At 62.8% G+C, this 12,265-nt stretch carries 10 protein-coding genes; 8 read left to right on the top strand and 2 right to left on the bottom strand.

Annotated elements, in window-relative coordinates:
- Nucleotides 1-14: 14 nt before the first annotated feature.
- The 5 genes from ATY76_RS01965 (at nucleotide 15) to ATY76_RS01945 (ending at nucleotide 5,124) form a co-directional block, all read left to right on the top strand.
- Nucleotides 15-1,115 (top strand): class I SAM-dependent methyltransferase, encoded by a 1,101-nt coding sequence (locus ATY76_RS01965; RefSeq protein WP_088673090.1) that lies wholly within the window; start codon nucleotides 15-17, stop codon nucleotides 1,113-1,115.
- Nucleotides 1,116-1,226: 111 nt separating this feature from the next.
- Complete coding sequence (pgeF, locus tag ATY76_RS01960) at nucleotides 1,227-2,021, top strand: peptidoglycan editing factor PgeF (protein WP_088673089.1); 795 nt, start codon at nucleotides 1,227-1,229, stop codon at nucleotides 2,019-2,021.
- Nucleotides 2,022-2,026: 5 nt separating this feature from the next.
- Nucleotides 2,027-3,178 carry a Xaa-Pro peptidase family protein gene (locus tag ATY76_RS01955; RefSeq protein ID WP_088673088.1) on the top strand — a complete coding sequence of 384 codons (1,152 nt, stop codon included), beginning with the start codon at nucleotides 2,027-2,029 and terminating at the stop codon, nucleotides 3,176-3,178.
- A 103-nt stretch (nucleotides 3,179-3,281) separates the two neighbouring features.
- The gene (locus ATY76_RS01950) at nucleotides 3,282-4,097 is read left to right on the top strand and encodes a hypothetical protein (RefSeq protein ID WP_088673087.1); all 816 of its coding nucleotides are present in this window, start codon (nucleotides 3,282-3,284) and stop codon (nucleotides 4,095-4,097) included.
- Between the two features lie 94 nt (nucleotides 4,098-4,191).
- Complete coding sequence (locus ATY76_RS01945) at nucleotides 4,192-5,124, top strand: ribose-phosphate pyrophosphokinase (RefSeq protein WP_088673086.1); 933 nt, start codon at nucleotides 4,192-4,194, stop codon at nucleotides 5,122-5,124.
- An 80-nt stretch (nucleotides 5,125-5,204) separates the two neighbouring features.
- Here ATY76_RS01945 and ATY76_RS01940 read toward each other — a convergent pair whose 3' ends face one another.
- A complete protein-coding gene (locus tag ATY76_RS01940) occupies nucleotides 5,205-6,233 on the bottom strand; it encodes an aldo/keto reductase (protein ID WP_088673085.1) in 1,029 nt (342 codons plus the stop codon).
- Between the two features lie 113 nt (nucleotides 6,234-6,346).
- Between ATY76_RS01940 and ATY76_RS01935 the strand changes: the two genes are divergently transcribed.
- Entirely contained in the window at nucleotides 6,347-7,252 is a 906-nt protein-coding gene (locus ATY76_RS01935) for a LysR family transcriptional regulator (RefSeq protein ID WP_088673084.1), read from the top strand.
- Nucleotides 7,253-7,295: 43 nt separating this feature from the next.
- Here the strand turns inward: ATY76_RS01935 and ATY76_RS01930 are convergent, their stop codons facing one another.
- Nucleotides 7,296-8,759 (bottom strand): hypothetical protein, encoded by a 1,464-nt coding sequence (locus ATY76_RS01930; RefSeq protein WP_088673083.1) that lies wholly within the window; start codon nucleotides 8,757-8,759, stop codon nucleotides 7,296-7,298.
- A gap of 348 nt (nucleotides 8,760-9,107) precedes the next feature.
- Between ATY76_RS01930 and ATY76_RS01925 the strand changes: the two genes are divergently transcribed.
- Nucleotides 9,108-9,716, top strand: coding sequence for a 50S ribosomal protein L25/general stress protein Ctc (locus ATY76_RS01925; protein ID WP_088673082.1), 609 nt, complete (start codon nucleotides 9,108-9,110; stop codon nucleotides 9,714-9,716).
- Between the two features lie 187 nt (nucleotides 9,717-9,903).
- Nucleotides 9,904-12,255 (top strand): EAL domain-containing protein, encoded by a 2,352-nt coding sequence (locus tag ATY76_RS01920; protein WP_088673081.1) that lies wholly within the window; start codon nucleotides 9,904-9,906, stop codon nucleotides 12,253-12,255.
- The last annotated feature ends 10 nt before the right edge of the window (nucleotides 12,256-12,265 follow it).

The raw sequence follows: 12,265 nt of genomic DNA, 5'->3' as shown, positions 1-12,265 counted from the left end.
GCAGGACGCACGACATGACCACCGCTTTAGGCGAAAAGATAAAGGCGATCATCCAGGCCAACGGCCCGATCAGCGTCACCGATTATTTCTCGCTGTGCCTCGCCGATCCCGAACACGGCTATTACCGCACCCGCGAGCCCTTCGGCCGCTCCGGCGATTTCGTCACCGCCCCGGAGGTCAGCCAGATCTTCGGCGAGATGATCGGCGTCTTCATCGTCCATGCCTGGCAGCGCCACGGCACGCCGGCCGGCGTGCGCATGGTCGAGATCGGCCCCGGCCGCGGCACGATGATGGCCGATATGCTGCGTGTCATCGCCCGCATCGCGCCGCCGCTTTTCGACACGATGAGCGTACATCTCGTCGAAACCAGCGAGCGCCTGCGCGACGTCCAGAGCCAGACGCTCGAATCCTACGGCGAAAAGATCGCCTGGCACGACGGCTTCGACGAAGTGCCGCCGGGCTTCACCCTGATTGCCGCTAACGAGCTGTTCGACGCGATCCCGATCCGCCAGTTCGTCCGCACGCAGACCGGCTTCCGCGAGCGCATGGTCGGGCTCGATGCCGATGGCGAGCTGACCTTCGCCGCCGGCGTCGCCGGCCTCGATCCCGCGCTGCTGCCCGAACCGGTGCAGAACCTGCCGCTCGGCACGCTCTTCGAAATCTCGCCCGCCCGCCAGGCGGTGATGATGGCGATCTGCGAGAGGCTGCGCGCCTTCGGCGGCACGGCGCTGGCGATCGATTACGGCCATCTCGTCACCGGCTTCGGCGATACGCTGCAAGCGGTGCGCATGCATGAATTTGACCCGCCGCTCGCCCATCCCGGCGAAGCCGACCTGACGAGCCATGTCGATTTCCAGCAGCTTGCCGAAACGGCGCTCGCGGCCGGCGTTCATCTGAACGGCGCCCTGCATCAAGGTGATTTTCTGACCGGCCTCGGCATCCTCGAACGGGCCGCAGCACTCGGCCGCGACCGCGAGCCGCAGACCCAGCAGGTCATCCAGACGGCGGTCGACCGGCTTGCCGGCGCCGGCGAAGGCCGGATGGGAGAACTCTTCAAGGTGATGGCGGTCTCCCACCCCGCCGTCGACCTCATGCCCTTTCGTCCGGTGGATTGACAGGGCGCACGCGGCTGGGCCAACATCCGCGCGAAGCAGCAACTTGACGCGCGCCGCCGATGCGATGCGCGCGGGACGATACAAACCCCTTTGAAAACCCCGGAAACACAGATGCAGGACGCGGCCTCTCCCGCACCGATCGAAAGCGCGCTGCTGAACGAAGCGACGGGCAACACGATCCGCCACGGTTACTTCACCCGCGCCGGCGGCGTCTCCGAAGGCATCTATCGCGGCCTCAATGTCGGCCTCGGCTCCAATGACGAGCGCGGCAATGTCATGGAAAACCGCCGCCGAGTCGCCGCCTGGTTCGGCCTGCCGCTGGAGCGGCTGGCGACCGTGCATCAGGTCCATTCCCCCGACGTCGTGACGGTCGGCGCCGATTACGACGGCGCCCGCCCCGAGGCGGATGCGATGGTCACGGCCACCCCGGGCATCGTGCTCGGCGTGCTCGCCGCCGATTGCGGCCCCATCCTTTTTGCCGATCCGGGCAATCGCGTCATCGGCGCCGCCCACGCCGGCTGGAAAGGCGCGCTGACCGGCGTACTCGAAAACACCGTCGCCGCCATGGAAGCGCTGGGCGCCGAGCGCGGCAATATCCTTGCCTGCCTCGGCCCATCGATCAGCCAGGCGAGTTATGAGGTCGGCCCGGAATTCGTCGAGCGCTTCATCGCCGAGGGTCCGGCTTACGAACGTTTCTTCGTGCCTTCGGCTACGCCCGGCCATGCCATGTTCGATCTGCCGGCACTGACCGTCGAGCGGTTGAGCCGGGCGGGCGTGCACGCCGAAAGCCTCGGCCTCTGCACCTATCCGGATAGCGAACGCTTCTTTTCCTATCGCCGGACGACACATCGCAAAGAGCCGGATTACGGCCGCCAGATTTCAGCGATTTCAATCAGGGAGATTTGAGCAGAATGGCATTGCACTTCGAAAAGGCCGAGTTCGCAAGCCGCCTTGCGCGCCTCACCGAGAAGATGAAGGAAGAAAAGCTCGACGCCCTGCTGCTCTTCGCCCAGGAAAGCATGTACTGGCTGACCGGCTACGACACTTTCGGCTACTGCTTCTTCCAGACGCTGATCGTCAAGAGCGACGGCACCATGGCGCTGATCACCCGCTCGGCCGATCTTCGCCAGGCCAAGCACACCTCGATCCTCGACGACGTCTACGTCTGGGTCGACAGGGTTAATGCCGATCCCACGCTTGACCTGAAGAACCTCCTGGTCGACATGGATCTGCTCGGCGCCCGCATCGGTGTCGAATATGACACGCACGGGATGACCGGCCGCGTTGCCCGCCTGCTCGACGCGCAGCTGACCACTTTCGGCCAGATCGTCGATGCGTCATACCTCGTCAGCCGCCTGCGGCTCGTCAAGAGCCCGACGGAGATCGCCTATGTCGAGCGCGCCGCCGCTCTCGCCGATGATGCGCTCGATGCCGCGCTGCGGCTGACGAAGCCCGGCGCCGACGAGGCCGATATCCTCGCCGCCATGCAGGGCGCGATCTTTTCCGGCGGCGGCGACTATCCCGCCAACGAGTTCATCATCGGCTCCGGCGCCGACGCCCTGCTCTGCCGCTACAAGGCCGGCCGCCGCAAACTCGACGCCAACGACCAGCTGACGCTCGAATGGGCCGGGGCTTACGCGCACTACCATGCCGCCATGATGCGCACGATCGTCATCGGCGAGCCGATGCAACGCCATCGCGAACTCTATAATGCCTGCCGCGAAACCATCGAGGCGATCGAGACGGTGCTGAAGCCCGGCCATACGTTCGGCGACGTGTTCGACATGCATGCCCGCATCATGGACGAGCGCGGTCTCGCCCGCCACCGGCTGAACGCCTGCGGTTATTCGCTCGGCGCCCGCTTCTCCCCCTCTTGGATGGAGCACCAGATGTTCCATGTCGGCAATCCGCAGCCGATCGAGCCGAACATGTCGCTCTTCGTGCACATGATCATCGCCGATTCCGACACGGGCACGGCGATGACACTCGGCCAGACCTATCTCACGACGGCTGATGCGCCGCAGGCACTGTCGCGCCATCCGCTCGATTTCATCGGCCTCTAAAGGCTGGAATCGACCGGTGAGAATCCGGAATTGACAGAGGACCATGCCCGCCCGCATAAATTCGGGCGGGGCTGACGTGAATATGGGAAGGACGGATCAAGGGATGACGCGAGCTGCGATTGTGCCCACGCTCCTCTTCGTCATGGCTCAGCTGACCGCCTGCAATACCACCGATGCGCTGACGCCGCAGGTCGATATCGGCGATTCCTCGGGAGCCGCAAGGTCGAGCCCGGTGACGCAGACCGAGGCCGAGAGTCTGGCTGGCGCCCGCCAGCCGGCATTCGCCGCGAATACGCGGCAAAGCGGCTATCACCCGGCCTACGACCAGACGCAGCGAACCTACCGGCCCGGTTCCGGCGCGCCTCCGACGACGATGCAGGAACAAGCCGACGCCTTGTCGAGGAGCGGTTCCTCGCCGGCCGCCTCCGCCCCGATCGAGGGACGATCGCTGCCGCCGCCGGCAAGCGGCGGCGAACCCGCCGCTCCGCCGGCCGAGGCGCAACAACAGCCGCAGCAGACCGCCGCCCTCGATCCCGGCGTCTCGTCCGCTCGCGGCAATACCGTCCGCTTCCTGCCGATCATCGGCGCGCCGGTTCAGGCGGTGACCCCGCTTTCGCGCCAGCTTGGCGCCGAGGCGCGCTCGCATGGGCTTTCCATCAAGAGCTCGAACGACGCCAGCAGCGACTATATCCTCAAAGGCTATCTCTCCGCCTTCAGCGATGACGGCAAGGTCACCGTCGTCTATGTCTGGGACATTCTCGACAATGGCGGCGCCCGGCTGCACCGCATCCAGGGACAGGAAAGCGTGCCGACGGCCGCGGCAGACCCCTGGGCTGGCGTCCCGGCCTCGGTGATGCAGCAGATCGGCTCGAAAACCGTCGCGGAATTCACCTCCTGGCGGCAGACTCAGGGCGGTTAGTCACAAAGTTTTTGCAAATATGAAAGTCTGCCCTTGCATTCACGGGGAAGCTGACTAAAAAGCGCGGCTATCAGCGCATAACAGGCGGACCAACATGAAGGTTTTCGCAGGCAATTCGAACCGGCAACTCGCCGAAGCGATCTGCACCTATCTCAATGTTCCCTTGGGGAAAGCCAGTGTCCGAAGGTTTGCCGATCAGGAAATCTTCGTCGAGGTCCAGGAAAACGTTCGCGGCGAGGATGTTTTCCTCGTGCAGCCCACGTCCTTTCCTGCCAACGACCATCTGATGGAACTGCTGATCATGATCGACGCGATGCGCCGATCCTCAGCCCGCCGCATCACGGCCGTGCTTCCTTATTTCGGTTATGCCCGTCAGGATCGCCGCGCCTCCGGCCGCACGCCGATCTCGGCGAAGCTGGTTGCGAACCTCATCACCGAAGCCGGCGCCGACCGCGTCATGACGCTCGATCTCCATGCCGGCCAGATCCAGGGCTTCTTCGATATTCCCACGGACAATCTCTACGCGCTGCCGGTCCTGACCCGCGACATCAAGAGCCACTATGACCTCAGCAACGTCATGGTCGTCTCGCCCGACGTCGGCGGCGTCGTTCGCGCCCGTGCGCTTGCCAAGCGGCTCGACTGTCTCCTGTCGATCGTCGACAAGCGTCGCGATCGGCCGGGTGAATCCGAAGTCATGAACATCATCGGCGACGTCACCGGTAAGGACTGTCTGCTGATCGACGACATCGTCGATTCCGGCGGCACGCTCTGCAACGCGGCCGATGCGCTGCTCGCCCAGGGCGCTTCCAGCGTCACCGCCTACATCACCCACGGCGTGCTTTCCGGCGGCGCCGTCACCCGCGTCACCTCGTCCAAGCTGCGCGAGCTCGTCATCACCGACTCGATCCAGCCTACGACTGCCGTGCAGTCCGCCCATAATATCCGCGTCGTGACGACTGCTCCGCTGATCGGCGAAGCCATCAGCCGCACGAGCCAGGAAGAATCCGTCTCCAGCCTCTTCGACTGACAGGCCCGGCCGGCAGCAATTCCCAGTAAAAAGCCGTCCGCATGATGTGCGGACGGCTTTTTCCTTGCGATGTTCTCGGCTCAACGGCTGAAAGCCGTCTTCTGCTGTTGATCGGCGAGATTGTCGATGAACCAGTTCGGATAGACCGGCGCCGGCTCGGTCGCAGCGTCGAGCGCTGCCAGTTCGCCTTCGTCGAGCGTCAATTCCGCCGCCCCGAGATTGTCGGCCAATTGGTGCGGCTTCGAAGCGCCGAGCAGCACGCTGGAAACCGCCTTCTTGGCCAGCAGCCAGGCGATCGCCACCTGGGCGACGCTCGCCCCGTGGGCGGCCGCGATCACCCGCATCCGCTCGACCAGTGCGAAACCCTGTTCCTTGTCGAAAGGCAGGATATCGAAGCCGGAATAGCGGTTGTCGGGATCGCCGAGCGTCTCGCGGGTATATTTGCCGGAGAGAAAACCGGAAGCGAGCGGGCTCCAGACGGTGAGGCCGAGGCCATAGCGCTGCATCATCGGCAGAATGTCCCGCTCGATATCGCGGCCGAGCAGCGAATAATGCATCTGCCCGTGCGTGAAGGGCGCCAGCCCATTCGCCTTCTGGATTTCGAGCGCGGCCGCCACCTTCCAGGCCGACCAGTTGGAAAAGCCGATATAGCGCGCCTTGCCGGAGCGCACCACGGCATCGAGCGCCGACAGCGTCTCCTCCAACGGCGTGAACGGATCTTCCTTGTGGACAATATAAACGTCGATCCAGTCGGTCCCGAGCCGTTTCAGGCTTTCGTCGACCGACCACAGGATGTGGCGGCGGGAAAGCCCCGCCTGGCCGAGCGGGGTGCCGGTGCGGAAGCCGACCTTGGTGGCGATCACCACCTCGTTGCGCCGCGCCTTCAGCACCTGTCCGAGGATCTGTTCCGACTGGCCGGAGGCATAGGCATCCGCCGTATCGAAGAAGTTGACGCCGGCATCGAGTGCCTGCCCGACCAGCGCGTCGGCGGCATCGGCCTCGGTCTTGTAGATCGAACCCATGCTGCGGTCGCCGGACGTGAAGGTCATCGCGCCGAAGGCAAGCCTGGAAACGGCAAGCCCTGTTCGGCCAAGAGTCGTATATTGCATGTCGTCCTCCGTTGGGTTCTCGTGATCGGATGGCGTGACAATGCCAGAATGCATTATTGCGAAAAATCCGCCGGATCGATAAAGCTCATGAAGCTAAACTTCATAATCGACCGATGGCGCCTGATCCTTTCACCGGGTTGACCGAATTCCTGGCTGTCGCCGACGCGAGGAGCTTCACCGCCGCTGCCGCATCGCTCGGCGTGACGCCGACCGCCGTCAGCCAGGCGATCCGTGCGCTCGAGAAAAGGCTCGGCGTGCCGCTCTTCGTCCGCACTACGCGGCGCGGCGCGCTCACCGAAGCAGGCGCGGCCCTCTTCCAGCGGGTTCGTCCCGCCGCTGCCGACATCGCCGATGCCTTCGACATGCTGGGCGGCTTCCGCGACCGCCCGCTCGGGCATCTGCGCCTCACCGTACCGCGCATGGCAGTGCCGCTGATCGTCACACCGCTGCTGCCGCGGTTCCGCCAAGCCTATCCTGACATCTCGGTCGAAATCTCGGTCGACGATGCGGCGATCGACATTACCGAACGCGGCTTCGACGCCGGCATCCGTATCGGCGAGGCGATCGAAAAGGATATGATCGCCATGCGGCTGACATCGGATATCACCTGGACGGTCGTCGGCGCGCCCGACTATTTCGCGCGGCATGGCCGGCCGTCAACGCCGGAGGATCTCACCCGCCATCAGGCGATCCGCTACCGCTACCCGACCTCGGGCGTCGTCTATCGCTGGGAATTCGAACGCGACGGACGCGACTTCGCGGTCGATCCGCCCGGCGGCCTGATCGTCAACGATTTCCTGCTGCTGCTCGAACTCGCCGAAGCCGGGCTCGGTCTTGTCTACTTGCCGGATATATCCGTCGCGGAAGCGGTCGCCTCAAGACGGCTCGAGCGCGTGCTCGATGCCTTTCTGCCGACCGCGCCCGGCCTCTTTGCCTATTTCCCCGCCCGCTCGCAAACGCAGCCGAAGCTGCGCGCCTTTCTCGACATGGCATCGACGCTGATGCGCCGCAAAGGATAAAACCCCGCGCGGCGCGCGTCTTCTTCGGGCGAGGCCGACGGGATTACGGCTGCGGATCCGCTTCCTTGACCACCTGGCCGTTGACGGAAATCGCGCCGTCGCGACCGATGCTGATGTCCCAGCGCGAGCGGCCGTCCGGATCGGTCTTGGCGAAACCCTTGACCATCATGATGCCGAAGGAGACCTGGTTGAGGTCGGGATCGGTCTTGGCAAGCTCCTGAACCGCGGCGATCGTCTTATCGAGATCGCGGGCAAGGATCGTCGCCTCCATCGAATAGTCCTTCTCGGTATCGACCCGGCCTTCGATCTTGCCCGTCACATCGACGTCGTAGACGCCTGACTTGGCGCTGATCTTCGGAAACTCCACCGTAAGCAGGCCGTCGCGGAAGAGCTTCTTGCCCATCTCTTCGCCGGTCTTTTCAGCCGCCTTATCGTTAAAATCAAATGTCATGAGGGCGTCGCCGAGGCTGGCGAAATCCAGATTGGGGAGAGCAAGCTGGAAATCGAAATCGGTCGGCATGAAGGTGGCGTAGTTTGCCGGCATCAGCGGGGTGTCGAGGCTGATCTCCTGCGCATTGAAACCGAAACCGAAACGCACGGCATCGCTCGGCCCGTCGATGGCGAGGTTGTAACCGAATGCCTTGGCACCGCCCTTGCCCATCTCGCTGCTGACGGTCAGATTGTTGACCCCGATCGTCTCGCTGAAGGAGGTCAGAAGCGGGAAGGCTTCCTTCACTATACCCTTTATCTTGTCGCTCTCCGCAGGGCTCAATTGGTCCTGGTCGAGATGGTCGAGAACGAAGAAGACCATCTCGCGAATCTGCTTTGCCGGCAGGCCGTTCACCTTGGCCTCGACATCGACCGAGTCGGCACGGATTTCAACCGGCGGCATCTGCAGCCCGGAAACCTGCTCGACAAAACCCGACATCGAGCCGGTGCCGACAAAATCGACGCGTCCGTTGCCGCCTGGGCTGTCCGCCGAACTCAGCTTCTGGTCCATGCTGGCGATGCTGGCGTGGACCTCCTCGGTTTCGGATTTGCTCGATAGCTTGATGTCCTTGGCCGCGAAGGTGCCGGAACGCAGATAGCTGATCGCCGGGTCGAAGACGCCGGTATAGACGAGCGAAGCGATGGAATAGGTGAAATCCGTCGGCTTCTGGTCCGGGCCCTTGAAATGGCCGGAAACGTTGAAATTGTTGTCGCCTTCGATGTTCCAGAGGCCGCTGTCGAGCGGTGTGGCGAACATCGAGAACGGCGTCAGTCCGTTGATCGTGAGCTTCGCCGGATCGGCTTTCGCAAGCAGCTTCGCCAGATCGTAGATGACCTCATAGCGCGTGCCGGCCGGATTGACGGTGATCAGGCCGCTCTTCGCCAATTCCTCGGGAAGCAGCTTTGTCAAAGTCTCCTTGACTGCATTCGCGCCGTCCTGGTTGATCTCCGCGCTTTCGGCCGCGGTGAAAAGGCAAAGGGCAAGCAAGCTCGTTGCCGTGACAAGTTTGAGACGCATAGTCTGTTTTTCTCCTCAGCCGCTTTTTTGATTGCGGCCATCCAAAGATGCGAAGCGCGCCGATGTCAAGCCAAGCGGCGGCAGCCATTGGCAATTTTGCCGCTTGGCCGGACCTGGATTGCCAGCGATTTCAATGAGGTTTGTCTTTTCGATTTGCCGCTCATGCGGCGGCGGAAGCGTCCCAAATCCGCAACTTGCGTTTCCGGGCGACTTGTAATATAGGCCACCGGTCCGCGTAGACACCCTTGGAGGCAACGCGGATGAGGATGGGGAAACCCGCCTCCGGTTCGACGGAACAAGGCTTTTGCCCGCCGCCGAACTCTCCAAATAACCTCGAAAGGAATAGCCATGAGCCAGGAAACTTACGAGCTCAAGGCCGAGGCGCGCGAACGGGTTGGTAAGGGGTCCGCCCGTGAACTTCGCCGCAACGGTTTGATTCCCGCTGTCATCTATGGTGACAAGCAGGCCCCCATTGCCATCGCTCTCAACACCAATGAGGTGACGAAGCGCATTCACGCCGGTGGTTTCATGACCACCGTGGCGACCATCGAAGTCGACGGCAAGAAGTACAAGGTTCTGCCGAAGGACTACCAGCTCGATCCGGTCCGTGATTTCACCCTGCATGTCGATTTTCTCCGCGTCTCCGGCAACACCCAGGTGACCGTCGAAATCCCGGTTCACTTCATCAACGAAGAGAAGTCCCAGGGCCTCAAGGTCGGCGGCGTTCTGAACATCGTCCGCCACTCGGTCGAAGTTCATTGCCCGGCCGATGCGATCCCGGAGTTCTTCAACGTTGACCTCAGCGGCAAGAAGATCGGCGACAGCATCCACATTTCGGAAGTCACCCTGCCGAAGGGCGTGACCACCGTCATCGACCGCGACTTCACGATCGCGACCATCGTCGCTCCGGCTGCCGGCGTCGACGAGAGCGCCGCAGAAGGCGAAGCTGAAGCCTGATCGCTTCGACCAATTTGTAAAGCATATGGCCCGCTTCCCCCTGGGAAGCGGGCTTTCCTTTGCCCGGAAAGGTTGCCGTTTCAGCAACATTTAAGGAATTTGTGGAAGCATGCTCCGTCAGCTGTGAAGAAGCCCGCCCTGAAGCGAGACAGCAAATAGGGCCGGCCCTGGGGGAGTAGACGGAACCATGCACAATTCCGTTGAGAACAGATTTTTTGCGATCGTATGCGGAGCACTGCTCGTCTTCGTCGCCCCCCTCTTTGTTCTCTTCCTTTTTCTTTCCTCCGAACGCGCCGACAAGGAAATACGCGACCACATCTCCGTTCTTCTTGTCGCCAATGCGCAGGCGCTGGCAAAACCCCTCTGGGATCTCGATGAGGACAGTGTCACTCAGATCAGCGCGACGGTCGTTTCCCAGGGCGCCATCGTCAAGGTTGAAGTGCGCGATCAGTCGGGCCAGCTCGACGTCAGCCAGTCCACCATTCCGCGTTCCTTCGACGGCAAGCTCGTGCAGGTGTCGCGCGCCATCATCTACAATACCGTCGACGGCCCGAAGAACCTTGGCAGCATCAGCGTCTACTATCCCGCGCTCGGCCTGTTTTCCGGCCTGAAGCAGGAAGAGGTCGTCTTCATCTCGATCTTCATTTTCGCGGTATTGACCGTTTTCGGCACGGCGTTGATCGGCAACCGCATCTTCGTCATCCAGCCGCTGATGCGGCTGACGGCCGCGATCGAGGCGACCCGGCAGCTCGGTTCCCGCCATCATGTCGACTGGCAGTCGAACGACGAGATGGGACGGCTCGCCCGCAGCTTCAACGAGATGCAGACCAAGCTCGAAAGCGAAGAGAAGGAGCTGAAGCTCGCCCACCGCCGCGCCACCGACATCTACAATCTGACGCCCGCAATGCTCTTCTCGCTCGACGAGGAAGACCGCATCACCGCCGTCAGCGACTATTGGCTGTTCGCCACGGGTTATCAGCGCGCCGCCGTCATCGGTCGCAACTTCGCCAATCTCGTCACATCGAATACCCGCGAGAAATTCGTCAAGCGCCGCGAGGCGGAAAACGGCATGGCCGTCACCGTCAAGTTCGTCTGCATGGACGGCCGGATCATGGACGTCCTCATCATGGAAGCGGAAGCGGAAACCGGCGCGAACGACCGCCTCTCGCTCTCGGTCATGACCGATGTGACGGAGCTCAAGGCGTCCGAGGATCGCAACCATCGCCAGGCGATCACCGACCATCTGACCGGGCTGCTCAACCGCCAGGGCTTCGAAGCCGTTCTCGACAACAAGATCGCCGCCGCCGATGCGGCCGGCCATGAACTTGCCTGCCTCTTCGTCGATCTCGACCGTTTCAAGTGGATCAACGACAATATGGGCCATGCCGCCGGCGACCTGGCGCTGATCGAACTCGTCGAACGCCTGAAGCGGCATCTAGCCCCCTTTGACGAGGCAGCCCGCCTCGGCGGCGATGAATTCGCCATCCTGCTGCCGGCCCAGGACGCCGAGAAGCGCGCCAGAGTGATGTGCGAGCAGATCGCCTCGATCTTCGAAACGCCCTTCGGTCCCGACATGCATCTGAGCGCTTCGATCGGGATCGCCATCTACCCCAGCCACGCCGCGACCGCCGCCGAACTGCTGCAGAAATCCGACATGGCGATGTATGCCAAGAAGCGCGACGGCAAGAACGGCGCGCAGCTCTTCGACAACGCCATGCTCGACCGCGCCCGCAGCCGTGCCGAAATCGAAGCCAATATCGAAGCCGGCCTCGCCGAAAACTGGTTCGAAGCCTTTCTGCAGCCGATCGTGAACCTGAACGGCCGCAGCATTGCCGGCTTCGAGGCGCTGATGCGCCTCAACCATCCGCAGAAGGGCCTGATGCCGCCGGCCGAGATCATCAACGTCGCCGAGGAGACGGCAAAGATCGTCCGCGTCGGCAACGTCATCATGGAAAAGGCGATCGCCAACCTCGCCAAGATTTCCCGCATCCCGGGGATGCAGGACAGCTATCTCGCCATCAACTTCTCGCCGCTGCAATTCGAGCCTGCCCTGCCCGCCCGACTTGCCGCCACCGTCGGCCGCCACGGCATCCGCCCCGAGCGCATCGTCGTCGAAATCACCGAAGCCGTGCTGATGCACGACAATCCGCAGATCCGCATGATCGTCACCGAACTGCGCCGCTTCGGCTACCGCATCGCGCTCGACGATTTCGGCACCGGCTACTCGTCGCTCAGCTACCTCAACCGTTTCCCGGTCGACATCATCAAGATCGACCAGTCCTTCACCCGCGCGATCAACGACGGCGACAACGACGTGCGCCAGAAGAGCCGCATGCTGATCGAAAGCATCACCACTCTCTCGCACAAGATGAATTGCACCGTGATCGCCGAGGGTATCGAGACCGAAGAGGAATGCCGCACGCTTCACCAGATGGGGCTTGATTACGGCCAGGGCTACCTTTTCCACCGTCCGCAGCAGGCAGCCAAACTGATCGAGGAATTGGTGGAATCACAGTCCGAAGTCGCTCGCGCCTCGTGAACGCACAATA

The sequence above is a fragment of the Rhizobium sp. R339 genome, from assembly GCF_002211395.1.
In the GTDB taxonomy this organism is placed as follows: domain Bacteria; phylum Pseudomonadota; class Alphaproteobacteria; order Rhizobiales; family Rhizobiaceae; genus Rhizobium.
Note: the sequence above shows the minus strand (reverse complement) of the source record. Positions and strands in the feature narration are given on the sequence as shown.

What these genes read in the sequence shown, in the direction of transcription:
- ATY76_RS01945 (WP_088673086.1), top strand. Translation starts at nt 4,192, where the DNA reads ATGAAGGTTTTCGCAGGCAATTCGAACCGGCAACTCGCCGAAGCGATC.
- ATY76_RS01930 (WP_088673083.1), bottom strand. Translation starts at nt 8,759, where the DNA reads ATGCGTCTCAAACTTGTCACGGCAACGAGCTTGCTTGCCCTTTGCCTT.
- pgeF (WP_088673089.1), top strand. Translation starts at nt 1,227, where the DNA reads ATGCAGGACGCGGCCTCTCCCGCACCGATCGAAAGCGCGCTGCTGAAC.
- ATY76_RS01925 (WP_088673082.1), top strand. Translation starts at nt 9,108, where the DNA reads ATGAGCCAGGAAACTTACGAGCTCAAGGCCGAGGCGCGCGAACGGGTT.
- ATY76_RS01955 (WP_088673088.1), top strand. Translation starts at nt 2,027, where the DNA reads ATGGCATTGCACTTCGAAAAGGCCGAGTTCGCAAGCCGCCTTGCGCGC.
- ATY76_RS01965 (WP_088673090.1), top strand. Translation starts at nt 15, where the DNA reads ATGACCACCGCTTTAGGCGAAAAGATAAAGGCGATCATCCAGGCCAAC.
- ATY76_RS01950 (WP_088673087.1), top strand. Translation starts at nt 3,282, where the DNA reads ATGACGCGAGCTGCGATTGTGCCCACGCTCCTCTTCGTCATGGCTCAG.
- ATY76_RS01935 (WP_088673084.1), top strand. Translation starts at nt 6,347, where the DNA reads ATGGCGCCTGATCCTTTCACCGGGTTGACCGAATTCCTGGCTGTCGCC.
- ATY76_RS01940 (WP_088673085.1), bottom strand. Translation starts at nt 6,233, where the DNA reads ATGCAATATACGACTCTTGGCCGAACAGGGCTTGCCGTTTCCAGGCTT.
- ATY76_RS01920 (WP_088673081.1), top strand. Translation starts at nt 9,904, where the DNA reads ATGCACAATTCCGTTGAGAACAGATTTTTTGCGATCGTATGCGGAGCA.